26 protein-coding genes and 1 tRNA gene are annotated in these 23,808 nt (G+C 52.9%); 11 read left to right on the forward strand and 16 right to left on the reverse strand.

From position 1 onward, the window contains the following. Positions 1-22 precede the first annotated feature (22 nt). The gene (gene rmf, locus ACLHV9_RS08305) at positions 23-190 is read left to right on the forward strand and encodes a ribosome modulation factor (RefSeq protein WP_013097261.1); all 168 of its coding nucleotides are present in this window, start codon (positions 23-25) and stop codon (positions 188-190) included. Positions 191-261: 71 nt separating this feature from the next. Here rmf and fabA read toward each other — a convergent pair whose 3' ends face one another. Then, positions 262-780 carry a 3-hydroxyacyl-[acyl-carrier-protein] dehydratase FabA gene (gene fabA / locus ACLHV9_RS08310; protein ID WP_008499931.1) on the reverse strand — a complete coding sequence of 173 codons (519 nt, stop codon included), beginning with the start codon at positions 778-780 and terminating at the stop codon, positions 262-264. 68 nt (positions 781-848) lie between these two features. Continuing rightward, positions 849-2,609: a Lon protease family protein gene (locus tag ACLHV9_RS08315; protein WP_108090331.1), complete on the reverse strand. Its 1,761-nt coding sequence runs from the start codon at positions 2,607-2,609 to the stop codon at positions 849-851. A 185-nt stretch (positions 2,610-2,794) separates the two neighbouring features. Between ACLHV9_RS08315 and matP the strand changes: the two genes are divergently transcribed. After that, complete coding sequence (matP, locus tag ACLHV9_RS08320; protein WP_008499929.1) at positions 2,795-3,247, forward strand: macrodomain Ter protein MatP; 453 nt, start codon at positions 2,795-2,797, stop codon at positions 3,245-3,247. 63 nt (positions 3,248-3,310) lie between these two features. Here matP and ompA read toward each other — a convergent pair whose 3' ends face one another. Further along, positions 3,311-4,366, reverse strand: a complete 1,056-nt coding sequence (gene ompA, locus ACLHV9_RS08325; RefSeq protein ID WP_108090330.1) for a porin OmpA — start codon at positions 4,364-4,366, stop codon at positions 3,311-3,313. Positions 4,367-4,718: 352 nt separating this feature from the next. Further along, positions 4,719-5,228, reverse strand: a complete 510-nt coding sequence (gene sulA / locus ACLHV9_RS08330; protein WP_028019212.1) for an SOS-induced cell division inhibitor SulA — start codon at positions 5,226-5,228, stop codon at positions 4,719-4,721. A gap of 216 nt (positions 5,229-5,444) precedes the next feature. Between sulA and ACLHV9_RS08335 the strand changes: the two genes are divergently transcribed. Then, positions 5,445-6,071 (forward strand): TfoX/Sxy family DNA transformation protein, encoded by a 627-nt coding sequence (locus tag ACLHV9_RS08335; RefSeq protein WP_028019211.1) that lies wholly within the window; start codon positions 5,445-5,447, stop codon positions 6,069-6,071. Here the strand turns inward: ACLHV9_RS08335 and yccS are convergent. Both yccS and ACLHV9_RS08345 read right to left on the reverse strand, forming a co-directional pair. After that, a complete protein-coding gene (yccS, locus tag ACLHV9_RS08340) occupies positions 6,028-8,190 on the reverse strand; it encodes a YccS family putative transporter (RefSeq protein WP_028019210.1) in 2,163 nt (720 codons plus the stop codon). The two genes, ACLHV9_RS08335 and yccS, sit on opposite strands and share 44 nt — an antisense overlap. A gap of 19 nt (positions 8,191-8,209) precedes the next feature. Further along, entirely contained in the window at positions 8,210-8,656 is a 447-nt protein-coding gene (locus tag ACLHV9_RS08345) for a YccF domain-containing protein (protein ID WP_023335159.1), read from the reverse strand. A 123-nt stretch (positions 8,657-8,779) separates the two neighbouring features. On the opposite strand from ACLHV9_RS08345, the gene helD reads away from it, so the two are divergent. Then, positions 8,780-10,834 (forward strand): DNA helicase IV, encoded by a 2,055-nt coding sequence (helD, locus tag ACLHV9_RS08350; protein ID WP_134707404.1) that lies wholly within the window; start codon positions 8,780-8,782, stop codon positions 10,832-10,834. A gap of 58 nt (positions 10,835-10,892) precedes the next feature. Here helD and mgsA read toward each other — a convergent pair whose 3' ends face one another. Next, positions 10,893-11,351 (reverse strand): methylglyoxal synthase, encoded by a 459-nt coding sequence (gene mgsA / locus ACLHV9_RS08355; protein ID WP_049006707.1) that lies wholly within the window; start codon positions 11,349-11,351, stop codon positions 10,893-10,895. Positions 11,352-11,431: 80 nt separating this feature from the next. Continuing rightward, positions 11,432-12,094, reverse strand: a complete 663-nt coding sequence (gene csgI, locus ACLHV9_RS08360; protein ID WP_028019207.1) for a curli synthesis inhibitor — start codon at positions 12,092-12,094, stop codon at positions 11,432-11,434. Positions 12,095-12,267: 173 nt separating this feature from the next. Here csgI and ACLHV9_RS08365 point away from each other — a divergent pair, with 173 nt between their 5' ends. Next, the gene (locus ACLHV9_RS08365) at positions 12,268-12,681 is read left to right on the forward strand and encodes a CoA-binding protein (protein WP_407220371.1); all 414 of its coding nucleotides are present in this window, start codon (positions 12,268-12,270) and stop codon (positions 12,679-12,681) included. 36 nt (positions 12,682-12,717) lie between these two features. Here ACLHV9_RS08365 and hspQ read toward each other — a convergent pair whose 3' ends face one another. Both hspQ and rlmI read right to left on the reverse strand, forming a co-directional pair. Further along, a complete protein-coding gene (gene hspQ / locus ACLHV9_RS08370) occupies positions 12,718-13,035 on the reverse strand; it encodes a heat shock protein HspQ (protein ID WP_008499919.1) in 318 nt (105 codons plus the stop codon). A gap of 60 nt (positions 13,036-13,095) precedes the next feature. Then, positions 13,096-14,286 carry a 23S rRNA (cytosine(1962)-C(5))-methyltransferase RlmI gene (rlmI, locus tag ACLHV9_RS08375; protein ID WP_407220372.1) on the reverse strand — a complete coding sequence of 397 codons (1,191 nt, stop codon included), beginning with the start codon at positions 14,284-14,286 and terminating at the stop codon, positions 13,096-13,098. 173 nt (positions 14,287-14,459) lie between these two features. Between rlmI and ACLHV9_RS08380 the strand changes: the two genes are divergently transcribed. Genes ACLHV9_RS08380 through yccX form a run of 3 tightly spaced genes read left to right on the forward strand, consistent with a single transcriptional unit; the run spans position 14,460 to position 16,109 of the window. Continuing rightward, complete coding sequence (locus ACLHV9_RS08380) at positions 14,460-15,017, forward strand: kinase inhibitor (protein ID WP_049006713.1); 558 nt, start codon at positions 14,460-14,462, stop codon at positions 15,015-15,017. Between the two features lie 10 nt (positions 15,018-15,027). Further along, entirely contained in the window at positions 15,028-15,816 is a 789-nt protein-coding gene (locus ACLHV9_RS08385; protein WP_108090326.1) for an AraC family transcriptional regulator, read from the forward strand. An 11-nt stretch (positions 15,817-15,827) separates the two neighbouring features. Beyond that, positions 15,828-16,109, forward strand: coding sequence for an acylphosphatase (yccX, locus tag ACLHV9_RS08390; RefSeq protein WP_108090325.1), 282 nt, complete (start codon positions 15,828-15,830; stop codon positions 16,107-16,109). Here the strand turns inward: yccX and tusE are convergent. After that, positions 16,106-16,435 (reverse strand): sulfurtransferase TusE, encoded by a 330-nt coding sequence (gene tusE, locus ACLHV9_RS08395; RefSeq protein ID WP_028019201.1) that lies wholly within the window; start codon positions 16,433-16,435, stop codon positions 16,106-16,108. The genes yccX and tusE overlap by 4 nt on opposite strands. 87 nt (positions 16,436-16,522) lie before the next feature. Next, positions 16,523-17,182: an FtsH protease modulator YccA gene (yccA, locus tag ACLHV9_RS08400; RefSeq protein WP_023335168.1), complete on the reverse strand. Its 660-nt coding sequence runs from the start codon at positions 17,180-17,182 to the stop codon at positions 16,523-16,525. Between the two features lie 268 nt (positions 17,183-17,450). Between yccA and ACLHV9_RS08405 the strand changes: the two genes are divergently transcribed. From ACLHV9_RS08405 to ACLHV9_RS08415, 3 genes are all read left to right on the forward strand, one after another. Next, entirely contained in the window at positions 17,451-19,079 is a 1,629-nt protein-coding gene (locus ACLHV9_RS08405) for an ABC transporter substrate-binding protein (RefSeq protein ID WP_407220373.1), read from the forward strand. A 130-nt stretch (positions 19,080-19,209) separates the two neighbouring features. Next, positions 19,210-19,297, forward strand: a tRNA-Ser gene (locus ACLHV9_RS08410). A 290-nt stretch (positions 19,298-19,587) separates the two neighbouring features. After that, complete coding sequence (locus ACLHV9_RS08415; RefSeq protein ID WP_028019199.1) at positions 19,588-19,845, forward strand: YjhX family toxin; 258 nt, start codon at positions 19,588-19,590, stop codon at positions 19,843-19,845. Positions 19,846-19,889: 44 nt separating this feature from the next. Here the strand turns inward: ACLHV9_RS08415 and ACLHV9_RS08420 are convergent, their stop codons facing one another. The 4 genes from ACLHV9_RS08420 to ACLHV9_RS08435 form a co-directional block, all read right to left on the reverse strand. After that, positions 19,890-20,726 (reverse strand): alpha/beta fold hydrolase, encoded by an 837-nt coding sequence (locus tag ACLHV9_RS08420; RefSeq protein WP_028019198.1) that lies wholly within the window; start codon positions 20,724-20,726, stop codon positions 19,890-19,892. 249 nt (positions 20,727-20,975) lie between these two features. Further along, positions 20,976-21,194, reverse strand: coding sequence for an acyl carrier protein (locus ACLHV9_RS08425; RefSeq protein WP_008499867.1), 219 nt, complete (start codon positions 21,192-21,194; stop codon positions 20,976-20,978). A gap of 17 nt (positions 21,195-21,211) precedes the next feature. Beyond that, a complete protein-coding gene (locus ACLHV9_RS08430) occupies positions 21,212-22,645 on the reverse strand; it encodes an AMP-binding protein (RefSeq protein WP_407220374.1) in 1,434 nt (477 codons plus the stop codon). Next, positions 22,642-23,760, reverse strand: a complete 1,119-nt coding sequence (locus ACLHV9_RS08435) for an MBOAT family O-acyltransferase (protein WP_407221175.1) — start codon at positions 23,758-23,760, stop codon at positions 22,642-22,644. Before ACLHV9_RS08435 ends, ACLHV9_RS08430 begins: the two co-directional genes overlap by 4 nt. Positions 23,761-23,808 lie beyond the last annotated feature (48 nt).

The raw sequence follows: 23,808 nt of genomic DNA on the forward strand, positions 1-23,808 counted from the left end.
AAAAGAATGAGGGAAACGAGGCATGAAGAGACAGAAACGAGATCGCCTGGAACGGGCTCATCAACGTGGTTATCAGGCCGGCATCGCTGGACGTTCTAAAGAAATGTGTCCTTATCAGACGATAAACCAAAGGTCACAATGGCTTGGAGGCTGGCGAGAAGCCATCGGCGACAGGGCACTCATAGCCTGATAACGTCTCTTTAAAAAAAGAAACCTCCGCAATGCGGAGGTTTCGCCTTTTTGAGATTGCGAAAAGCAATATCAGAACGCGGAAGTGTCCTGGAACAGACCCACTTTCAGGTCGCTCGCGCTATAGATCAGGCGACCATCGACCAGCACTTCGCCATCCGCCAGGCCCATAATCAGGCGACGGTTAACAATGCGTTTGAAGTGAATACGATAGGTCACTTTCTTCGCAGTAGGCAGAACCTGACCGGTGAATTTCACTTCGCCAACACCCAGTGCGCGGCCTTTACCTTCGCCACCCAGCCAGCCCAGATAGAAGCCAACCAGTTGCCACATTGCATCCAGGCCCAGACAGCCAGGCATTACCGGATCGCCAATAAAGTGGCAACCGAAGAACCACAGGTCCGGGTTGATATCGAGTTCTGCTTCTACGTAACCCTTATCGAAGTTGCCGCCGGTTTCGGTCATTTTCACGACACGGTCCATCATCAGCATGTTCGGGGCCGGTAACTGTGGGCCTTTCGCACCAAACAGTTCACCGCGACCAGAGGCAAGAAGATCTTCTTTTGTATAGGATTCGCGTTTATCTACCATGTTCTCAGTAAGCCTTATTTTAGTGAAGGACGCAGGATAGCTAACACGTGTACGCTGAACAAGTCCGATCAGTTCGAACCAAACCAGCCTAACCAGCGTAACGGCCATGGATAACGATGACGAGCATCCTGCTGTGTCGCCTGAGCAATACGCTCCTGAATAGTCTGCATCAGGGTGGTTTGCCCTTCGCCATCCCATATCAGGTTTGTCAGTAAGGGTAGTGCATCCTCAATCCCTTCGATGGCCCAGATGGCGAATTGCTCTTGCTCCACCGCATCCAGAATATCCTGACTGAGGCTCAAATGGCGTGCATTGGGAGCAGGAATAATCACACCCTGTTTGCCATTTAAACCGCGCTGCTGACAGATAGAGAAGAAGCCTTCAATTTTTTCATTGAGGCCTCCCACTGGCTGGGCACGACCGAATTGGTCCACCGAGCCGGTGATCGCGATGTTCTGATTGATGGGCACTTCGGCCAGGGCGCTGATTAGGGCGCACAGTTCTGCCATAGAGGCGCTATCACCATCGACTTCGCTGTAGGACTGCTCAAACGTCAGCGAGGCGGAGAAGGGGATCTGTTGCTCGAGCTGCAGCTCTGACATCAAAAACGCCTGCATGATCATCATGCCTTTCGCGTGAATGTTTCCGCCCAGCTCGGCTTTCCGTTCGATATCGGTGAACTCACCATCGCCAATATGGACAACGCAGCTGATACGGGACGGTTCGCCGATTGCGCGAGGATGGCCCGGAAATTCAATCACCGACAGGGCGTTAATCTGTCCGACGCGTTCGCCTTCTGTCTCGACCAGAATTTGTTCCAGCAGAATTTCATCCTGCATACGGTCAGCAAGATAGCCTTCTCGCCACTCACGCTGAGCCAGCATCTGTGTGAGCTGTTCTCCGGTGAACGCACCGTTACCGCTGATCATCCCCACTTCACGCAGCTGTTTGCCGATCCAGAGCGGACAGAGGGGCAGCGTTTCCTGGTCACCGGTATAGCGCACCGCTTCGCGAATCAAGCCTGGCCACGCGTCAGCCGCAGGTGTTGGCAGCGAAAAGCGTTCAGCTACAGCCATTACCCACTGGCACCACTGCGCCATATCGTCGGCATCGGCAATCTGGATGTTGTCTTCGTACTCGCTGTAGACCGCCTGCTCAGCCAGTTCCGGTTCCATCTCCTGGAAGTCTGCCAGAGATTCGCGGTCACCCGTCAGCACGACGGTCAACGACAGAGGCATAGAGGGAACAGAGACAGGCAGAGGACGGGACTCATCGTAGCCGACCCAGTCAAAACGTTGCTGGTTCACAATCGTTTTCAGACGCATCCACAACAGCGGCTGCGAGAGTAGGGTACGCAGTGAGATGATAAGTACACCGCCATTGGCGCGATGCACCAACCCCGGTTGCAGCGAAAGTTCACCATTAAACTGGCGCAGACAACCAAAGAGTTGTTCCGCTTCGACCCAGTTAGCGGTAATCACTTCGCCTTTAGCGGCAAAACGGCCATCCGCCTGAACTGCCGGTTCGAAAGTGACATCATGTCCCGCGATACGATATTCGCCGCCAAAGAGGGCATTCGTTTCCGGCTGCAACTGGCGCATGGCGTCCCCGACAAGCGTCAGGTACTCCGCTTCTTCCGGGGCTTTAAGCAACATGAAAGGTGCCGTTGCCCATGGGCTTAACACCTGCTCCAGCGCATAATGCAAACGTGGTTGCGTATCGCTAAGGATGAATTCGTGTTCTTTTGCGAGATCTGGCTGTGCAAACAGTTCCTGATAGCTCTCGGTATCCGGAACAAGGTCACGCCATGCAAGTTTCGTAATGGTCAAAGTTGATGTTTTTTAGTCAGATGTAAAAGCGTGGAGTATACCGTAAGCGAGGGGGACTACCCAAGCAGGATTGGGGATTTCGACAGGGGGATTGCCTGCATTCACTCACATATATGATTTCTTTTCAGCAGATTGCTAAAAAACTGATATTCTGAACAGAGTTACGTGGTAACACTGAGATCGCAATGAAATATCAACAACTGGAAAATCTCGAAAGCGGCTGGAAATGGAAGTACCTGGTCAAAAAGCACCGTGAAGGGGAGTTGATCACCTGCTACATCGAAGCCAGCGCTGCGCAAGAAGCCGTGGATATTTTGCTGACCCTCGAAAATGAACCGGTACAGGTTAACGGCTGGATTGAGAAGCACATCAATCCTGCGTTGTTGAACCGAATGAAGCAAACTATCCGCGCGCGACGCAAACGACATTTTAATGCGGAGCATCAACATACTCGCAAAAAATCAATCGACCTTGAGTTCGTGGTCTGGCAGCGCCTGGCGGGGCTGGCACAACGGCGTGGTAAAACGCTGTCGGAAACGATTGTGCAGTTGATTGAGGATGCGGAGCATAAAGAGAAGTACGCTAACCAGATGTCGACGCTGAAGAACGACCTTCAGGCATTGTTGGGCAAAAAATAGACTTTTGTTTTCTTCAGATAATAAAAAACCCCGCATTGCGGGGTTTTTTTATAAGACGATAACTTATGCCGCTGGCTGAGTTACAACGTCTTTGATGCCTTTAACTTCGATCTCAACGCGACGATCTGGAGCCAGGCAGTCGATCAGTGCAGCGCGAGCTTTCACGTTGTCACAGGTGTTGCCAGTAACTGGGTTAGATTCGCCCATACCACGTGGGGAGATCTTGTTAGCTGGGATACCTTTAGAGATCAGGTAATCAACAACAGACTGAGCACGTTTCTCAGACAGTTTCTGGTTGTAAGCGTCAGAACCGATACGGTCGGTGAAGCCCAGAACCACTACAGAACCGTCTTTAGGATCCAGGTTGCTCAGCTGAGAGTACAGCTGATCCAGTGCCTGCTGGCCTTCTGGTTTCAGAGTTGCCTTGTTGAAGTTGAACAGAACGTCAGACTTCAGAGTGAAGTGCTTGGTCTGTACTTCTGGAGCTGGAGCCGGCGCTGGAGCAACAACTGGTGCTGCTTCTTCCTGCTGGCCGAAACGGTAGGAAACACCTACGCTCAGCATGCCGTTGTCAGGACGAACACCAACGGTGCCAGCGTCGCCGATGTTATTAACCCACTGGTATTCCAGACGGGTAGCGATATCACGGGTCATAGCCCACTCAACGCCACCAGCGAATACTGGGGAAACACCGGTGTCATGGTCGCTGCCAGTCTGGTTGTTGCTGGAGTCAGCGCGCCATACCATGCCGCCCAGACGGGTGTACACGTCCAGATCGTCAGTTACTGGGTAACCCAGTTTAGCGGTCAGCTGAACGCCCTGTGCTTTGAAAGCGCCGTTTACGGTGTCGCCTTTGTATGGCATACGACCTAACCAGTCGTAACCCATTTCAAAACCAACATACGGGTTAACCTGATAGCCACCGAACGCACCTGCACCAAGCTGGCTCTCGTGAGTCGGGCCATCGTTGTTCAGTTTGCTGTTGTACCAGCCGGTGTCGTGGAACTGAGACCAACCCAGTTTACCACCTGCATACCAGGTATTATCTTTCGGAGCGGCCTGCGCTACGGTAGCGAAGCCAGCCAGTGCCACTGCAATCGCGATAGCTGTCTTTTTCATTTTTTGCGCCTCGTTATCATCCAAAATTCGCCATGATAGTCTCAAAGAGAATCACGGTTAAATCCTTCACCGGGGGCGTGGTCAAATATAAATCTACCGATATCTTCGGCTTAGGCCGAGCACCCCTGGCGATGTAAAGTCTACAACGTAGCTGAAAACTTACAAGTGTGAAGTCCGTCAGGCATATGAAAAAAAAAGTTCCGTATACCTATTATTTAACATTTTTCGCGCGAATTTTGTGCAATAAAATTAAGGAGAACCGCACCAGACAAGCCTTGCCGCAATTTTGTGGTCGGGAACTAAAAGCACATCTTGTGGTCGAAAAAAATTCCAGGAAAAATCCTAATTTCACTCAATGATACAAATTTGAGTGAATTTTTAGCCCAGAAAGTTGTCCTCTGCGGTAAGAATCTGGACGAACCGGGCGCATTATAAACCCGATCGCATTCCCTTCTTCAGCCGCTTCAGTCAGACGAAAGTGTTCCTCTTCCGTCAATTCCTCTGGTAACCATCCAATCACTACACTGTAATTTCCGGTGCGTAAAGCCCGGATCATCGACTCAACAGTATCGCAAGGAGAGAGTTGATTAATTTGCATGACCTTTGCCAGCGGAAGGCCAGCGGACTGAACCCATTCCCGGCTCAGTTTTTGCTGTGGCGTCAGCCAAAGCTGCCAGCGAGACTGCTGACCAAGCTGCTGTAATAACGGCAGCAGCAGTAGTTGAGTTAACAGAGGCTGATCCTCACGATAAACCACTTCGCTGATAAGCCCTGTCGAAACACTGCCGACGGTGTTCTGCGCTACGTTGCCAGCGGTAGAAGTGATAAAGGTTGAGCGATTTGCATAGCTTGAAGTGTGCATATTCATTCCAGCCCTGTAGTTACTGTATGAATATACAGTAACTCCTGTATGCATAAAGATCAACCTCATTTTCGGAAAGCGACTCGCAAAATTCATTCAATATTGATGCCCCTTGAAAAATCATCTTGCCCAACAGCGATAAGTTGCCTATTTTCCTGCTAACGGATCCGCTAGTAAGAAACATCGTTGTTAATTTTTGATTTATAAGGAAATATCATGAAAAAGATATCTTATGAACGGATCTATAAATCCCAAGAATATCTGTCTCCGCTGGGGGACATTCAACATCGGGCACTGTTCGGAGGCTATACCCTGGCAGTGGATGATGCAGTCTTTGCCATGGTGTCAGAGGGAGAACTCTACCTCCGCGCCTGTGAGGAAAGTGCGAAATACTGTGTAAAGAATGCCGCCTCGTTTTTGACACTCATGAAACGGGGGCGTCCAGTGCTTCTGAACTATTATCGCGTGGATGACGGATTGTGGCAGGACAGAGAGCGGCTGCTTCAACTCTCCTCGTTCGCACTGAGAGCGGCAAGAAAAGAGCGCTCTCAGCGTCATCAACGAAACCGGCTTAAGGATCTCCCGAACCTGACGTTTCAGCTTGAAGTCTTGCTTTTTGAAGCGGGTATTACCGATGAAGAAACGCTTCGGACGCTTGGTGCGAAAGCGAGCTGGCTGAAGATGCGGGCAAGAAATAAAGCACTCAGTATTAAAGTGCTTTTCGCGCTGGAAGGTGCCATTGAGGGACTTCATGAAGCGGCACTCCCGGCGGGAATACGCCGGGAGCTGACGGAGTGGTTTAATGCGCTGCCTGAGCCACAGGAGAATCACTCCTCCAGGTAGCGATTTGCTGTTGCAGTCGGCAAATTTCTGGCAGCAGAGCGATAAGCAGACCAATTTGCTGAAGAACCAGTGGCGCTTTGCTGTCGTTTCCTGGATCAAGATGGGCAATGCGTTGAGCCAGTTCATCCAGAGCCTGTTGAACACGCGGTTCATCGGCTGGCCGGTGATGAAGTGCGTCATCGACATAACAGACTGCGTCATCCAGCAAGGCGAGGATACCCGGGTTGGTGAGTTTCTCACGGTGGGCACCCAGCGTAGAAATATAGCTGGTAAAGGTATGATTCAGACAGAGCAGGCGGAATGCCGTCTCACGAATTTCTGCGGTGGCACGAGGCTCCGTTGACATGTTAGAGACAACCGAGGCCAGTTCTGCATCGCTGTTGTGCGCATCCCGGCGTGCGATCCGGTAAGCCAGACGGTTATCGCGGCCCTGATGGTACTGTTCAAGGATGGCATCAAGATACCGGCAGTTGGCATTCATAGCCCGGTCTAACACGCGCGGCAAATTACGGAAACGCCAGTCTGGCCAGATAAAGCTGACAGCCGCCCAGGCGATCGCACAGCCAATCAGGGTGTCAATCACGCGGGGCAGGGCGACTTCAAACCCTTCACCCAGCAGGTTAAAGCAGAGCAGAACCAGCAGCGTGATGAACATGGTGGCATGGGCGTACTGCACATTGCGAAAGGCGAAGAACAACACACCGGTGATCACGATCAGGATCAGTTGGCCTTCAACGGACGGCACGAAATAGAGGACCGGCAGTCCAATGGCGACACCGACCAGCGTGCCGAGAATACGCAGCGCAAGGCGGTGTCGGGTGGCATTGTAGTTCGGCTGGCAAACGAACAGGCTTGTCAACAGGATCCAGTAGCCATGTTGCAACCCGGTTATCTGGATAAAGGCATAACCGACGCACAATACCAGCGACATTCTCACCGCGTGGCGAAAGAGAGCCGACTCCGGCGTAAAGTTGCGGCTCAGCCGCAGCCACATATCGCTAAAACTGTGGACGCTGTCATCCGCAAGCTGATTTTCCGCATCACTACCGGGTAGCGCCATCGCCTGTTCTGACTCAATGGTCGCCAGCTGAGCATCTATCGCCCGCAGGTTATTCAGCAGATATCCCAGAGCTTTAATATGTTCCGGTGATGTTCCGCTGGCCTGAACGCGGTCAATGGCTGCATCAAGATGGCTAAACACACGTTCAAAACGGGGGTCATGTTGATAAGGCGTGCGCAGCAGAATAGAGCGTGCGAGCTGCTGGCATGCCTGGGACTGCATGGACAGCAGACGCTGGAAGCGGAACATCACGTCGCTGTAGCGAAACTTTTCTCGCAGGGCGGCATACTGAACATGCGAGGAGCTGGCACGCTCATGTATATCCTGGGCGGCAAAGTAGTAGTGTAAGGTTCTTCGCGTCCCACGCTGGCCGCGATCGCCGCGCAGACGGGTAAGCAGTGACGCTTTGGTCTGGTTAAGGGTGGCAACCAGTTGGCCGTTTGCCAGAGCCAGATCGTAGAGCGGGGCCTGGCTTTCTTCCTCGATATCCGGGTCGAAAAGCCGGGATTTTAGCTCCAGATAGTGAGCTAACTGTTCATAGCTGCGGGCAAGGTTATCCTGCAGAGGGCGTACCGGGAAGATCAGATGACCGGTTAGCGTCAGCAGGTTATACCAGATGGCGCCCAGCAACAGCAGAACCGGCTGCTGGTACCACTGGTCGTACAGGGAAACGCCCAGCATGGTGTAAATGGCGATCAGCAATGCACCAAACGCGATGGTGGCATAGCGCTGCCCAAGGCCGCCCAGCAAAATAAAGCCACTGGTTGAGAGCGTAAGACCCAGGGCAAACAGCCAGGGCCACGGAAAGAGCAACTCAACGGAAGCGGACGCAATAAAAAAACAGACCAGCGTAATCACCAGGTTACGCAAACGTCCGGCCAGACGATCGTCCAGATCCGCCAGCGCCCCCGCAACCACCCCCAGCGTGAGCGGAATGGTGAGCTTGACATCATTCAACCACCACGGCAGAGCTACAGTGCCGCAAAGCGCGATAAAAATCCTGACGTTATAAAGCCAGGTGCTGTTCCAGGTATAACGGCGAAGCAGTGGGCTTAGCATAAGCGCGGCCAGTCCTTATTTACTGAAAACGACGACGAGCATTTGCTTCACGTGCTGCCTGAGCCACTTCAACCGGAACAACCCTGCGCCCGACGGGCCAAAGGGCGATCGCGGCGATTTTAAAGTTCGCGATCCCGACCGGAATACCAATAATCGTGATGCACTGGGCAATACCCGCAAAAATATGCATGATGCACAGCCACCAGCCGAAGAATATCAGCCACAGAATGTTGAGCAGGGTGCCGCCCGTGTTCATCAACGCGTTTTTGCTCTCGGGATTCAGCTCGTCAACGTGGATGGCTTCATTTCCATACGGGATGAAGGAGAGTTTGGTGATTTCCCAGCATGAGCGGGTCAGAGGGAGTGTGAAAATCAGGACGATGCTCACCAGCGTGGCAAAAAGCCAGGAAAGGGTGGTGGCAAAACCCCCCAGTACAAAATTCAACACATTCAGAACGGTACGCATAAATCCTCACTTCCTTTCGATAAAATTAACGCCTGATGATTGTAACGTTTTTTTAGGCTGGAGCACCTTAAAACTGGCAGTTAAACTGTCAGGTAAATTATCTCTTCGTGGATTTGGCGGGACATGGAACTTAAAGCAACTTCATTAGGCAAACGCCTGGCGCAACACCCCTATGACAGGGTTGTTCTCCTCAATGCCGGGGTGAAAGTCTCCGGAGAACGCCATGAATACCTTATTCCGTTTAATCAACTTCTGGCTATCCACTGCAAACGTGGGCTGGTGTGGGGGGAACTGGAGTTCGTTCTGCCTGATGATAAAGTCGTGCGTCTTCACGGCACCGAGTGGGTGGAGACCCAGCGTTTCCATCATCATCTGAATGCGCTCTGGCAGCAGTGGAGCCAGGACATGAGCGTGATTGCCGCCCAGGTACTGCAGCAGGTGCTGGATGATATTGCGCAAAGCAACGCGCAGCAAACATGGCTTACCCGCCAGCAGACCGCCGGGTTACAGCAAAAAATCAGGCAGGCGCTCTCCGCGCTGCCGGTATCCGTGACGCGTCTCGATGAGTTCGACAATTGCCGCGATGCCTGGCGTCAGTGTCAGGCCTGGCTAAGCGATATGGATAAGAGCCGGTTCGCCCATAACCAGGCCTGGACTGACACAATGCTCACCCGATACGCCGATTTTTTCAGTACGGTTGAATCTTCACCACTCAATCCCGCCCAGGCACGTGCGGTGGTTAACGGTGAGCAGTCCTTGCTGGTGCTCGCAGGGGCCGGGAGCGGTAAAACATCGGTGCTGGTGGCGCGCGCGGGCTGGCTGCTGACAACCGGGGAAGCCGTCGCTGAACAAATTCTGCTTCTGGCTTTTGGCCGCAAAGCTGCCGAGGAGATGGACGAGCGTATCCAGGAACGCTTGCACACCCGGGATATTACGGCCAGAACCTTCCATGCTCTGGCGTTGTACATCATTCAGCAGGGCAGCAAAAAAGTGCCTGCAGTGAGTAAACTCGAAAACGACACGCAGGCGCGTCAGGCTTTGTTTATCAAAACATGGCGCCAGCAGTGCAGTGAGAAAAAGGCGCAGGCGAAAGGATGGCGTCAGTGGCTGGAGGAAGAACTCAACTGGGAGGTGCCTGAGGGCAGTTTCTGGCAGGATGAAAAACTGGCGCGTCGACTGGGCTCGAGACTTGACCGCTGGGTAAGCCTGATGCGAATGCACGGCGGATCGCAGGCTGAAATGATTGAAAGTGCGCCGGAGGAGATCCGCGATCTGTTTTCAAAGCGGGTTAAACTGATGGCTCCGATGCTAAAAGCCTGGAAAACTGCTCTGAAGGCGGAAAATGCTGTCGATTTCTCTGGCCTTATCCATCAGGCCATTATCATTCTTGAGAAGGGGCGCTTTGTCAGCCCGTGGAAACATATTCTGGTGGATGAATTCCAGGATATCTCACCGCAACGCGCAGCATTGCTTTCGGCGTTACGGGCGCAAAATAAACATACCTCTCTGTTTGCCGTAGGGGATGACTGGCAGGCCATCTACCGCTTTAGCGGCGCGCAGCTTTCGCTGACCACCGCGTTTCATCACTATTTTGGTGAAGGCGATCGTAGCGATCTGGATACCACCTACCGCTTCAATTCCCGTATTGGTGAAATCGCCAATCGCTTTATCCAGCAGAACCCGCATCAGCTGGCCAAGCCGCTTAATAGCCTGCGGCCAGGAGATAAAAAAGCGGTCACCCTGCTGGCGGATGACCAACTTGAACCGCTGCTGGACAAGCTCAGCGGCTATGCGAAGCCCGATGAACGTATTCTGGTGCTGGCCCGCTACCATCATCTGAAACCCGCAGCGCTGGAGAAAGCGGCCACGCGCTGGCCGAAACTGCAGCTTGAATTTATGACGATCCACGCCAGTAAAGGCCAGCAGGCCGACTATGTGATTGTGATAGGGCTGAAAGACGGTAGCGACGGTTTTCCGGCTCCGGCTCGTGAGTCAGTCATGGAGCAGGCTTTACTGCCGATGCCGGAAGATTTCCCGGATGCCGAAGAGCGGCGTTTGCTGTATGTGGCCATCACCCGCGCGCGTCACCGCGTGTGGCTGCTGTTCAATAAAGAAGAGCCGTCGGTGTTTGTTGATATTCTGAAGAATATTGATGTGCCGGTAGCGCGCAAGCCATAACGACGTCAGGCTTGTTTTTGTGAGCCGGGTAAGGCGTAGCCGCCACCCGGCTTAAAATTTACTTTAATCTTTCAGACAGATAACGCTGGTAGTCCGGAATAAGGATATCAACCGGCGAGTTAAACTGCGGCGATTCGATGATAAAATCCGCCGTTGAAAGGTTAGTCGCCACTGGAATATTCCAGACGGTGGCAAGGCGCAGCAGTGCCTTCACGTCCGGGTCATGCGGAACCGCATTCAGCGGATCCCAGAAGAAAATCAGCACATCAATTTTCCCCTCAGAAATCTGCGCACCTACCTGCTGATCGCCACCCATCGGGCCGCTCAGCATGGCATTGACCTCAAGACCCGTTTCGCGCTGGATCAGGTTACCGGTTGTACCGGTCGCCGAGAGGGTGTGCTTTTCCAGCAAAGACTGATGGCGGCGAACCCAGTTAAGCAGCATTTGTTTACAGTGGTCGTGCGCAACCAGCGCAATGTGTTTGCGTTCAGGTAGCGTGCGTGTTGTCAGTTCCATAATCGTATCCATCAGGTTAACTGGCTACACGATGACGGGAACTGTCTGACGCTGCAAGAGAAAGGCGAAAAAAATGTGGCTTATGATGAAGGTTGTTGCTTCGCCCATTGTAAAAAGCGGGCTCGCGTATCCGGATCGGCCTGCTGGAACCAGAATTTAAGGCGTTGTTCCGTCAGGGTTTGGGACTGAGGAGGAATGACATCCAGTTCAGATACACCGGATAACAGCGTACTGTCGTCTGCCATCATAGTGGCAAACTGGGGAAGCGATGCGCGTTTACCTGCTTTGTTATAGGTCTGGGTTGCGGCCTCATAATCCGGCCCTTTAGGGGATGTGGTCAACGCCAGAATATCAAGCTTCACCGGAATGGGCATCGCATCGCCATCCAGCAGCTCAACGCGTGGCGAGGTGTCAAAGGCCGCAGACTCTTTCTCCGTTTCAAGGCGGGGCAGGGTGATGTTCACCTGACTGATTTGCCGGGTATTAAAACTGACGATCAGCGGCGGGGAGATGTACATCCGTTGTTCATGATTAGCAAGGCCGATCGACTTTTCTACCCGGAAGACCAGCTGATGAGGCCCGTTATCTAGCTCGATGCTGTCTGCGCCGCGTAATAATGAGCTGGAGACTTTTTTTCCGTCCAGAACCAGCAGATCAATGTCGGTAGAGAGCCGGAGCGTGGTCGCAAAGACGCAAACCGGCATCACTAATGCAATCACAGCAGTGGCAATTCCGGTTTTCATAGAAGGCTCCTGTCAGAAATACTGATGTTGCATTAATGTATCTAAATCTTTCGAAAATCATCTTTACTAACATATAGACATATTTCACGGTTTTGCCCTCATACATCTGTATGGGATGGATGGTTGAGATGTGCGCTTTGGCGTACACTTTGAAAAAAACCAGGAGACAAACCATGAGAGAGAACGATATTGCCGAGATTTTGACCTCCACGCGCACCATTGCGCTGGTGGGCGCGAGCGATAAACCGGATCGTCCAAGCTATCGGGTCATGAGATACCTTCTCGATCAGGGTTATCACGTTATCCCGGTGTCACCGAAGGTGGCCGGTAAAAGCTTACTGGGCCAGCAAGGATACGCCACCCTAAACGACGTACCTGAGAAAGTGGATATGGTTGATGTTTTCCGCAATTCTGAGGCGGCGTGGGAAGTGGCGCAAGAGGCCATCGCTATCGGCGCGAAAACGCTGTGGATGCAGTTAGGGGTTATTAACGAGCAAGCTGCTGTGCTGGCTCGCGAGGCTGGTTTGAACGTGGTGATGGACCGCTGTCCGGCGATTGAAATCCCCCGCCTGGGGCTGGCGAAGTAATAAAAAAAAGCCCGATAATCGGGCTTTCTTACACGCTTAGTTCCGCAGGCGTGGAGCCTGTAACTGTTTGCGGATAGTCTGAGCAAGTTCATCCATCGTGGGTTGCTCCGGATGTTCTTCCTGTAGTTCGCTACTCAGCTGCGCTTCAGCAAGATAGGTGTGAACGGGTTGTCCATCGTCACCTTCCATCACCACATGATACCAGGGCGCAGCGCGAAGCTCGGCGTTTACCGCCAGCTCGTCTGCAGACGGTTCATCAAGAGAATACTCCGGGTCGATATCCACGACCACACCCAAATACCCTAGCAAAGTGTGGCGGACCTGCTGGCCGATACCGAATTTGCTGGCAATCATAGTCACCTCCCGGGAAATACGACTTACACGTTATGTGCGGGCAATATTTCTCTTTTCAAGTTACATGACGCGACAGGCAAACCCTTTCAGATAGAGCCCTTCCGGGTAGGTAGCAATCACCGGGTGATCGGCTGCCTGACGGAACTGCTCTATAAATTGTACATCACGGCCAGCATCTATTGCGGCATCGGCGATGATTTTCTGAAATAAATCTGTGGTCATCAGGCCGGAGCAGGAGAATGTAAGCAGCACGCCGCCCGGGTTCAGTAGCTGAATGGCCAGCATGTTGATGTCCTTATAGCCACGGCAGGCACCCATCAGCTGGCTTTTGTTTTCCACAAACTTAGGGGGATCCATGACGATAACGTCGAATTTCTCGCCCTGATCGCGATACTTACGCAGCAGTTTGAAGACGTCATCGCGAATAAATTCGGCTTTGCTCACATCCAGCTTGTTCAGCTCAACGTTCTGCTTTGCCACGTCCAGCGCTTCCTGCGAAGTGTCCACGCTCACCACCTGAGCACAGCCGCCCATTAACGCTGAAACGGCAAAACCACCGGTATAGGAGAAGCAGTTCAGCACGCGTTTATTGGCAACGTACTGACGCGTCGCCAGACGGCTGTCGCGCTGGTCGAGGTAGTAACCCGTTTTGTGGCCGCCCTGAATATCCACCAGCAGCTTCATGCCGTGCTCTTCAATCGGCAGCAGGGCAGGCGGCAACTCGCCTGTCACTGGACCTTGGGTCAGCTCCATGCCCTCTTTTTTGCGCACCGCCACATCGCTGCGGTCGTAAATGGCGCATTCCGGGAACCGCGTTTGCAGCGCGCTAATCAACGCCGCACGTTGATATTCAGCACCAGCACTCAGAAGTTGTAGCACCAGGAAGTGACCAAAGCGGTCAATGGTGACGCCCGGCAGGCCGTCGGACTCACCGGCAATCAGGCGGTAGCTGTCCAGTCCGTCGCGTTTTGCCAGCCAGTCGCGCCACTGCTGCGCCTGCTGCAGGCGGCGGACGAAGAAGTCGATGTCGATGGTTTCATCTTTATCGAAGGTCCAGACGCGGGCACGGATCTGGGACGCAGGTGAGTAAGCACCTCGCGCTAACCATTTCCCCTGATGGTCAACTATATCAATGGTTTCACCGAGGCTGGCTTTACCTTCCATACGGGCAACCGCGCCGGAAAAGACCCAGGGATGACGGCGCAGTAATGACTTCTCGCGCCCTTTGGCTAACACTAAACGTACACTCATAATTTGCTGTTCTGTCGATTTCAGGAAATGGCGCGTAGAGTAGCACATTCAGCAAGTCGCAATCATCTGCGGATACCGTTGAGCGTTTCGGCACAAAATCAAATCGCTTAAGCACATTACGGCATTGTCGCATGCTTTACCTTAGGGCTTCCGGTTCAGCAAAGGAAACCCTCATGAAAAAGCGCAGTGCAATCGCAATAACCGCTCTGGCGGCAATGAGTTTTCAGGTTTTAGCAGCAACGCCTTTCCGCATTACCAGCCAGGATATCTCTGGCGAACGCCGGTTGGCGCAACAGCAGGTGTTTGAGGGATTTGGCTGCCACGGTGGAAATAGCTCTCCACAGCTGGCATGGAAAAATCCGCCCGCCGCGACGAAAAGCTTTGCCGTCACGGTATATGATCCGGATGCGCCCACCGGTAGCGGCTGGTGGCACTGGACCGTAGCCAATATACCGGCGAAGACAATGACGCTGCCCGCTGATGCCGGTAACCCGAACGGCGAGAAATTACCTGCCGGCGTTGTGCAGGGACGTAATGATTTCGGCTATTCTGGTTTCGGCGGTGCATGTCCACCCGCAGGGGACAAACCTCACCGTTATCAGATTACCGTCTGGGCCCTGGACGTGGATAAACTGCCCGTCGACAAAAATGCCAGCGGCGCGCTGGTCGGCTTTATGATCAATAGTCACGTGCTGGCAAAGGCTGAGTTAACAGCGACCTACAGTAGATAAGGATGGCGGAGTGCAGGAGTTCCATTTTCGACATAAACATCTCACGGCGGGTGAAGTGAGTGCCAGCAAAATGCATCGCCTGCATCAGGTTAAACTCTTTTTTCCGGCTATTTGTCATATCACGCACGGCAGTAAGATAATTGTTCAGGATGACAACCGGCTGGTGGCGACACGGGATGAGCTCATCATTATCCCTGCTAATACGGTGATGGAGATTATCAATCAGCCCGCGAACGGCATGTTTCGATCGGACTTGCTGATGTTGTCTCCGGAGATCGTTGCCGAGTTTAAAGCGCATTATCTGAAATCCTGGCCGCGCACGACGCTACATTCGCTCTGTGCCCCACTGAGCGAGGGGCTGGCGTTTATGTGGGATAACCTGCTGCATGCCGTGCGTCAGGATTTACCAGAGGCGCTACAAAAGCATCAGGCCTTCGGTCTTTTACTTGCCTTGCTGCATGATGGCGTGGCAGGTCCGCTGCTTATTGAGCGAAATATTAACCTGACCGAACAGGTGCGGCAGTTCATTATGCTGTCGCCCGCCAGAGCCTGGACCGCGCAGGACATCGCCAGCCGTCTGGCCTTGAGCGTGCCGACGCTTCGCAGACGGTTACGTGAAGAGTCGCAGAGCTTTCGCCAGATTGTGGAGGAGGTGAGGATGGCCGTTGCGCTGTCACAGTTACAGTCAACCCGATTACCGATTGGCGAAATCGCATTACAATGTGGGTATCTTTCCAGTTCTCGTTTCACCGCCCGTTTCCGGCAACACTATGGCTGTTTACCGAAAACGCTACGTTAAGGAGAAGCAAAATGGCAAAAGTCTGCACCATCGCCTGGGTTCACGGTGTCGTTCAGGGCGTCGGCTTCCGCTACAGCACCCAGCGCGAAGCGATTGAGCTTGGGCTAACGGGATACGCGCGAAACATGAATGACGGCAGCGTTGAGGTGGTGGCCTGCGGCGAAGCGGAGCAGGTCGATAAGCTGGTGGCGTGGCTGAAAGCGGGCGGTCCGCGCAGCGCGCGGGTTGATAAGGTGTTAACAGAACCGCATCAACCCGGTCGGGAATACGTTAATTTCGGTATTCGCTACTAAATACACTTCACCGGTTTTGGCAGGCCGGCAATTTTGGTGGCCTGCTTTGCCGGGCCTTTAGGGAACAGGCGATAGAGATAGCGGCTGTTGCCTTTCTCTTCGCCGAACTTATTGGCCATGGCTTTGACCAGCATGCGGATAGCCGGAGAGGTGTTGAATTCAAGATAGAACTCGCGGACAAAACGCACCACTTCCCAGTGTTCGGGGGAGAGGGTGATGGCTTCTTTCTCTGCAATCACTTCCGCCAGCGCTTCGCTCCACTGGCTGCTCTCTTTCAGATAACCGTCGTTATCGGTCTCAATCTCTTTGCCTTCAAAACTCAGCATAATCATTCACACGTCAGTCAAAAACCGCAACAGTGTACCAAAAAACAAAGCCCCGCATAAGCGGGGCCAGGTTCACAGCGCTGTGGCTTAATCGCGGCTGGCGAAGCCCAGGATGCTCAGCAGGCTGACGAAGATGTTGTACAGCGACACATACAGGCTCACGGTAGCGCGGATGTAGTTCGTCTCACCGCCGCGAATGATGTTGCTGGTTTCAAACAGGATCGCGCCTGAAGAAATCAGAATAAACACGGCGCTAATCGCCAGATGCAGGGCCGGCAGCTGCAGGAAGATGTTTGCCACCATACCCACCAGCACCACCACGACACCCGCCATCAGCATGCCGCCGAGGAAGGACATGTCCTTACGGGTGGTCAGCACGTAGGCCGAGCAGCAGAAGAACACCAGCGCGGTACCGCCCAGCGCCATGCCGATAAGGTCACCCATTCCGGCAGACAGATACGCGTTCAGCATCGGCCCCAGGATGTAGCCCAGGAAGCCGGTGAAGGCAAACGCGGACAGAATACCGACGGGTTTGTCAGCGGTTTTGTAGGTCAGGAACATCAGACCATACATGCCCACCAGCGTCAGGATCAGCCCCGGAGACGGCAGCATCAGCACGGTGCTGGCGGTTGCGGTGATCGCTGAAAACGCCAGCGTCAGGCTAAGCATGAAATAGGTATTGCGCAGCACCTTGTGGGTACTGAGTAGCGATGTGCGGTCGCGTGAGGAAGTAATTATACGATCCATGAGTCACTCTCTTATGACAGATGTAATTAACGGAAAGAATAGGAAACGGCGCGCCAGTCTCAAAGTGGTTTTACCCATCTTTACTCAGTACGTTAGCGCTTGAGGTGGTTATTTCATCTACAGAAGTCCGTTTCACCAGTATGAACAGCGGATTGCAAGGATTTATCAGATCAACCTCTTATAGGTTACTGAAAAATATTGCGTTATTACCATTAGAACGCTAAGAGTTATCTCCGGATCGTCATAAACAGACAATAAGGCGAAGGACATGAAACCACAAACACGCACTCACTTTACGCTCTCTTTGCTAACCGCCGGGATTCTGTGCGCCAGCACGGCATCCTGGGCGGCTAACGTGCCAGCAGGAACCCAACTGGCAGAGAAACAGGAACTGGTCAGGAATAATGGCAGCGAACCGGCTTCGCTCGACCCCCACAAAGTCGAAAGCGATGTCGAATTCAATATTATCAGTGATTTATTCGAAGGACTGGTAAGCGTCTCCCCGACAGGCGAAGTCCAGCCCCGACTGGCGGAAAAATGGGAGAACAAGGACAATACCGTCTGGACGTTCCATTTGCGCCCGGGCATCACCTGGAGCGACGGCACGGCCATTACCGCAGAAGATGTGGTCTGGAGCTGGCAGCGCCTGATCGACCCGAAAACCGCTTCACCGTATGCCAGTTACCCGGGGAACATGCATATCGCTAACGCGGCCGATATCGCCCAGGGAAAAAAAGCGCCGGATACGCTGGGCGTAAAAGCAATCAATGACACGACGCTGGAGGTGACGCTCACGCAGCCAAACGCGGCTTTCCTCGCGATGCTGGCGCACCCGTCGCTGGTGCCGGTGGATAAAGTGCTGATTGGTCAGTTCGGCGATAAGTGGACCAAACCGGAGCATTTCGTCGGCAGCGGGGCGTATAAGCTGTCGCAGTGGGTGGTCAATGAACGCATCGTGGCGGAGCGCAACCCGCGCTACTGGGATAACGCACACACCGTCATCAACAAAGTAACCTATCTGCCCATCACGTCTGAGGCCTCGGATGTAAACCGCTATAAAGCGGGCGAAATTGATATTGTATATACGGTGCCGATCAACCAGTTCGCTCAGCTCAAGAAAACCCTGGGCACTCAACTGGATGTCTCTCCGCAGTTGGCGACCTATTACTACGAATTCAATACCACCCGGCCGCCGTTCAACGACGCCCGCGTGCGTAAGGCGCTGAACATGGCGCTGGATAAAGACATCATTGCCGGGAAAGTATTAGGGCAGGGGCAGCGCCCGGCGTGGCTCATCAGCCAGCCCGATATCGGCGGTGTTAAGCTACAGAATCCGGATTACGCCAGCTGGCCGCTGGACAAGCGCATCGCTGAGGCGAAAAAACTGCTGAACGAGGCCGGGTATAACGCCAGCCATCCGCTGAGCTTCAACCTGCTCTACAACACCTCTGAATCGCACCAGCGTATCGCCATTGCGGCCAGCTCCATGTGGAAGAAAAATCTCGGCGTGGACGCGAAGCTGCAAAATCAGGAGTGGAAAACCATGCTGGATACCATGCACACCCACAACTTTGATGCGGTGCGCTACGCGTGGATTGCCGATTACGACGATGCGGCGACTTTCCTGAACAACTTCCGCACGGGTGACAGCGAAAACACCAGTCAGTACAGCAACCCGGAATACGATCAGGCCCTGGTTAACGCTGCAAAAGCCAAAACCACGGCTGAGCGCGGCAAATTCTACCAGCAGGCGGAAGATTTACTGGGACGCGATGTGCCGGCTATTCCGGTTTATCACTACGTCCGTACGCATCTGGTAAAACCCTGGGTAGGGGGATTTACGCCGGATAAGCTGGGGTACTATTTCACTAAAGACATGTACATCAAAAAACATTAAGCCAGTGCTGATAAAATCGTCGATGTGTCGTCAGTTCAACCGATTAAACACATTTTGACTATTTTTACAGCGAACGAATGGCTGTACTCTTTACAGCACACGGTGAGGTGTTTATAGTTCGCCTCACTTAGGAAGTGTGGCCGAGCGGTTGAAGGCACCGGTCTTGAAAACCGGCGACCCGAAAGGGTTCCAGAGTTCGAATCTCTGCGCTTCCGCCAGATATAAACCCCAGGTTACTCGTTGACCTGGGGTTTTTCTTTTTGATTGAACGATCCTGCTCACACTTTTAAAACCTCGTTATTTCCCGGTAAAAACCAGACGTTATCATTCATCTCGTAAATATTTTTTCATCTCTTACCGAGGCTTTGATGCTGGAGAATGTGTTCATCAGATAATCAGTTTCCCGCCCTTCTCAGGACGGACTGATTATCGCTGCGCTTAAACCTTACGCACGCACCTGTGGGTGTGGGCTCGTTTTTACGCATGATGATTACACAGGTTTTCCAGTATGAATTTATCCCGTCAGGAACAACGTACCTTACACGTTCTCGCCAAAGGTGGACGTATTGTGCACGTCCGCGACAGTTCAGGCCGCGTTACTTCCGTTGAGTGCTATACCCGTGAAGGACTGGTGCTGAGCGACTGCACGCTTAACGTCTTTAAAAAACTTCGCACTAAAAAGCTGATCCGTTCCGTGAACGGGCAGCCTTACCGCATCAATACCACCGGGCTGAACAACGTCCGGGCCGAGTTGGATAATCGCTAAGCGAAATAAACAACGCCACCTTTGGGGGGCGTTGAACGTGACGTTTAAGAGCGAATAAAGGCCAGAATATCAGCGTTGATGGTGTCCGCATGGGTGGTATGCATCCCGTGCGGGAAGCCCGGATAAATTTTCAGCACGCTGTTCGCCAGCAGCTTGTCCTGCAGAAGGGCTGCATTTTTATAGGGCACGACCTGATCGTCGTCGCCCTGCATCACCAGAACGGGGACCGTGATGGTTTTTAAATCTTCCGTCTGGTCGGTCTCAGAAAACGCCTTAATTCCCTCATAGTGGGCCCTGGCGCTTCCGATCATTCCCTGACGCCACCAGTTCTGGATCGTACCCTGCGAAACGTCTGCCCCGTCCCGATTAAAACCGTAGAAAGGACCGCTGGCGACGTCGAGGTAAAACTGAGCGCGGTTAGCCGCCAGCGCTTTGCGGAAGCCGTCGAAAACCTCGATGGGCGTTCCGCCGGGGTTCGTCTCCGTTTTTACCATCAGAGGTGGCACGGCGCTGACGAGTACCGCTTTGGCGACGCGGCCCTGCGGTTGACCGTACCGGGCGACATAGCGGGCGACCTGGCCGCCGCCGGTGGAGTGACCGACGTGCACGGCATTGTGCAGATCGAGGCTTTCAACCACGGCTGACGCATCTGCCGCATAATGATCCATATCGTGACCTTCACTCACCTGGTCCGAACGCCCATGACCACGACGATCGATAGCGATAACGCGATAGCCTTCTGCAAGGAAGAAGAGCATCTGGTTATCCCAGTCATCGGCACTCAACGGCCAGCCGTGGTGGAAAACAATGGGTTGAGCCTCTTTTGGGCCCCAGTCTTTGTAGTAAATGTTGACGCCGTCTTTCGTGGTTACGAATGCCATACAGCAGACTCCTCTGTGATAGACAACACGATCGCATGCCGAGTGCAAAGCGAATCATAATGTCTTAATTAAGTTGGCTTTTTATGTTTTCCGTACCGACAGTACTCCTAAAGTGTAGGAGAAAATAAAAGCAGTAGGTTTCATTTCTGTGAAAGGCATTCATTTTGCCTGGAGGCCAGAGGAGGGAGCGAATGATGGCCCTGGAGCAACCCTCCAGAGCCTTCAGAACAACGCTAATGTCAGGGGCGTTTAGCGGTTTTCTTCAATATAGCGGGCCAGATCCGCCGGGGTTTTCAGCACCGTTGCGACGTCTGTTGGAGGGATCATACAGCCGTAAACGTCCTGCACTTCCAGTACCATGTCGACCGCCAGAATGGAGTCGAGAATGTCGGATTCAATCAGTTCATCGTGAAAGCCCACCTTGCGGGATAACACTTTTTCGAACAGGGCGAGAATTTCTTGTTCCATAATTTTTCCTGGAGTTATTAATTTGTACGGGCGTAAGCGTCCAGCAACTTGCGGTCAATTTTGCCGTTAGGATTCAGCGGCAAAGCGTCTTTTACGATAATTTGTGAAGGCACCATATAGGGTGGAACTACCTTCGACAGCGAGGTTTTGATCGCCTCCGGCGCCATATCCGTCACGCAGAATGCGGCAATGCGCAGCACGCTGCCGCAGGATTTCATCAGCGGCAGCACCACGGCTTCGTTGATGCCGGACATAGCCAGCAGGCGGTTTTCAATCTCGTTGATTTCAATACGGTAGCCATTCAGCTTGACCTGGCTATCGTTGCGGCCCTGGCAATAGATGAGCCCATCTTCATAGCCCAGATCGCCTGTCCGGTAACCGCGGAACATTTCACTCTCCCGACGCAATAATTTTGCTGCGTTCTCCTGAGGGAGACCGAGGTAGCCGCGCATGACGTTTTTACCCCAGATAATCAGCTCGCCCTCGGCGGAAATTTCCATTCTGCTGTCGGGCATCATGACCCCAACCGGCAGCACGGCGCTGTCGCTGTTGAGGATCTCATCCGTTATCTCGACCACGGTTGTCGCGATGGTTGCTTCCGTTGGGCCATAGGAGTTAATGATTTTGGCCTGCGGGAAACGGCGGCGTAACTGTTTAACCAGCGCTTTATTTAACACTTCACCAATAAAAATAAAGACGTTCAGTGCAGGCAAATACTCACTGTTGAACTGCGGTGAAAGCAGCTGCTGGTATGCAAAAGAGGGGGTGGAAACCCAGGCTGAAACGGCGTTGATTTTCAGTCGCTCCAGCCAGTTCTCTTTCTGAATATCGTCTTTGGCGTTCAGCACGATATGTCCGCCCATTGCCAGATTCGCCAGCAAAGGGATCAGGGAGAGATCAAAGCTGAACACCGCGTGGTTCATCAGGACCGGTTTTTCCGGCAGTGAAAAGTCCTGGCTGACCCACTTCATGAAGTGCCACACGCTTTCACGCCCAATCTGCACCCCTTTAGGCTTGCCGGTGCTGCCTGAGGTAAACATGATATAGGCCAGATCCTGCTCCTCCAGAATCTTGCCCGCCTCGCCGGTGGCAATGAACTGCTTTGTTGCCACGTCATAGTAGTAAGGGGCACTGGCCAGATGGCAGATCTCACGCAGTCGTTCCTGCGGATAAATACAGTCCACCGGGATGTACGGAATGTTGTGCAGCAGGCAGCTATAAATAGCCACCGCGAACTCAGCCTGCTGATGACCGTACAATACCACCGGTGTGCCGTCGCCAGGCTGGCAGCGTCGATAACGCTGCGCCCAGTCCGCCACGGCGGAGGAAAGTTGCAACCAGCTTAAGGCTTCGTCGCTGCCGGTGATGGCCAGCTGCTGCGGAGAGGCAGGATCGAACAATGCTGCACGTAAGAAATCCTGCAGTTCCTGAAGATCAGAGTGATTTTTCATAGAGGTGACATTCCACTAAAGATGTAAAGGGAGCCCGCGGCGCTTCCCAGCGTCAGAATTCGCCCCAAAAACGCAACAGCCGGATACTGCAAGCCGCGGTTCAATGCCGGGCTGCGTTTGGCTGACCACAGCAGCATGTTATGAGCAACAGAAATTGCGCCAAACAGCGCGCCGCTAATGACGTAATGGCGTTCCAGGCCATTCCATGCCCCCATACAGAACAGGGTGCAAAAAATACCGATATTTTGCGCCAGCGTTTTGTTCTGGCGGAAAAAATTGACCTTCATCAGGTTCATATAGACGGGCATAAAGACCACATCACGCAGCCATTCAGACAGGCTGATGTGGAAGCGACGCCAGAAATCCTGCGGGTTTTTCGCAAGAAGCGGCATATTGAAGTTTGCCGGAATATTCAGCCCGAACAGGCGGCCTGCGCCGATGGCCATATTGCTGTAACCTGCAAAATCAAAGTAGAGGTAGGCGCTATAGGCAATCGACATCACCACGCCCACGGTCAGCGTAAACGGCTTATGGCTCCAGGGCTGCACGACAAGCGAATCGATCAGCATGGCAAACAGGAACTTCTGGATAATGCCGGTAATGATTTGCTCTAAGGCCACTAAAAACTGTTCACGGTTAAGTGCAAACACGGGCTTGCTGACATCATTCATCCATGTCCGCCAGCGGTACATAGGGCCAGCCAGGATAATAAAAGGCATAAAGAGATAGCAGAAATAATGCAGGAAATTCTGGCCTTCTTTTTTACTGCGATAGAGCAATACATCAATTGCGCGGAACGTCATAAAAGAGAGGCCAATCATGCCCCAGTGGTTATTTAAGTGTAATTTCACCAGGAACATCGGCAATAATGTTAAAACGACCGCCTGCCACGTTTTTAACCATCCTTTGGCTTTTAACGTGGCGAAAACATAAAAACTGAAAAAAACGGCTACGGGAACAAGGTAATCACCCTGAAAAATATAGCCCCAACCTAATGCTGTCAGTATGGAGAATGCTGATAACCAGGTCAGACGATGGCGTAATACGCGGTTAACCGCCGCAAACACCAGGGCGGATGAAAACAAATAGACAAAAAACATTCCTGAGCTATACATCATTCGGCCTCAGAACTTTTGATATTCAAAATGCAGCTGCATGCTCAT

Source organism: Enterobacter sp. CPE_E890 (genome assembly GCF_046521475.1).
In the GTDB taxonomy this organism is placed as follows: Bacteria; Pseudomonadota; Gammaproteobacteria; order Enterobacterales; family Enterobacteriaceae; genus Enterobacter; species Enterobacter adelaidei.

Coding starts and splice junctions, on each gene's coding strand:
- fabA (WP_008499931.1), bottom strand. CDS start 780: ATGGTAGATAAACGCGAATCCTATACAAAAGAAGATCTTCTTGCCTCT.
- mgsA (WP_049006707.1), bottom strand. CDS start 11,351: ATGGAACTGACAACACGCACGCTACCTGAACGCAAACACATTGCGCTG.
- ACLHV9_RS08415 (WP_028019199.1), top strand. CDS start 19,588: ATGAATTTATCCCGTCAGGAACAACGTACCTTACACGTTCTCGCCAAA.
- tusE (WP_028019201.1), bottom strand. CDS start 16,435: ATGCTGAGTTTTGAAGGCAAAGAGATTGAGACCGATAACGACGGTTAT.
- ACLHV9_RS08335 (WP_028019211.1), top strand. CDS start 5,445: ATGAAAAAGATATCTTATGAACGGATCTATAAATCCCAAGAATATCTG.
- yccS (WP_028019210.1), bottom strand. CDS start 8,190: ATGCTAAGCCCACTGCTTCGCCGTTATACCTGGAACAGCACCTGGCTT.
- ACLHV9_RS08380 (WP_049006713.1), top strand. CDS start 14,460: ATGAAAAAGCGCAGTGCAATCGCAATAACCGCTCTGGCGGCAATGAGT.
- ACLHV9_RS08430 (WP_407220374.1), bottom strand. CDS start 22,645: ATGAAAAATCACTCTGATCTTCAGGAACTGCAGGATTTCTTACGTGCA.
- rmf (WP_013097261.1), top strand. CDS start 23: ATGAAGAGACAGAAACGAGATCGCCTGGAACGGGCTCATCAACGTGGT.
- ACLHV9_RS08425 (WP_008499867.1), bottom strand. CDS start 21,194: ATGGAACAAGAAATTCTCGCCCTGTTCGAAAAAGTGTTATCCCGCAAG.
- yccA (WP_023335168.1), bottom strand. CDS start 17,182: ATGGATCGTATAATTACTTCCTCACGCGACCGCACATCGCTACTCAGT.
- matP (WP_008499929.1), top strand. CDS start 2,795: ATGAAATATCAACAACTGGAAAATCTCGAAAGCGGCTGGAAATGGAAG.
- helD (WP_134707404.1), top strand. CDS start 8,780: ATGGAACTTAAAGCAACTTCATTAGGCAAACGCCTGGCGCAACACCCC.
- hspQ (WP_008499919.1), bottom strand. CDS start 13,035: ATGATTGCCAGCAAATTCGGTATCGGCCAGCAGGTCCGCCACACTTTG.
- yccX (WP_108090325.1), top strand. CDS start 15,828: ATGGCAAAAGTCTGCACCATCGCCTGGGTTCACGGTGTCGTTCAGGGC.
- rlmI (WP_407220372.1), bottom strand. CDS start 14,286: ATGAGTGTACGTTTAGTGTTAGCCAAAGGGCGCGAGAAGTCATTACTG.
- ACLHV9_RS08365 (WP_407220371.1), top strand. CDS start 12,268: ATGAGAGAGAACGATATTGCCGAGATTTTGACCTCCACGCGCACCATT.
- sulA (WP_028019212.1), bottom strand. CDS start 5,228: ATGCACACTTCAAGCTATGCAAATCGCTCAACCTTTATCACTTCTACC.
- ACLHV9_RS08420 (WP_028019198.1), bottom strand. CDS start 20,726: ATGGCATTCGTAACCACGAAAGACGGCGTCAACATTTACTACAAAGAC.
- ACLHV9_RS08405 (WP_407220373.1), top strand. CDS start 17,451: ATGAAACCACAAACACGCACTCACTTTACGCTCTCTTTGCTAACCGCC.
- ACLHV9_RS08345 (WP_023335159.1), bottom strand. CDS start 8,656: ATGCGTACCGTTCTGAATGTGTTGAATTTTGTACTGGGGGGTTTTGCC.
- ompA (WP_108090330.1), bottom strand. CDS start 4,366: ATGAAAAAGACAGCTATCGCGATTGCAGTGGCACTGGCTGGCTTCGCT.
- csgI (WP_028019207.1), bottom strand. CDS start 12,094: ATGAAAACCGGAATTGCCACTGCTGTGATTGCATTAGTGATGCCGGTT.
- ACLHV9_RS08435 (WP_407221175.1), bottom strand. CDS start 23,760: ATGTATAGCTCAGGAATGTTTTTTGTCTATTTGTTTTCATCCGCCCTG.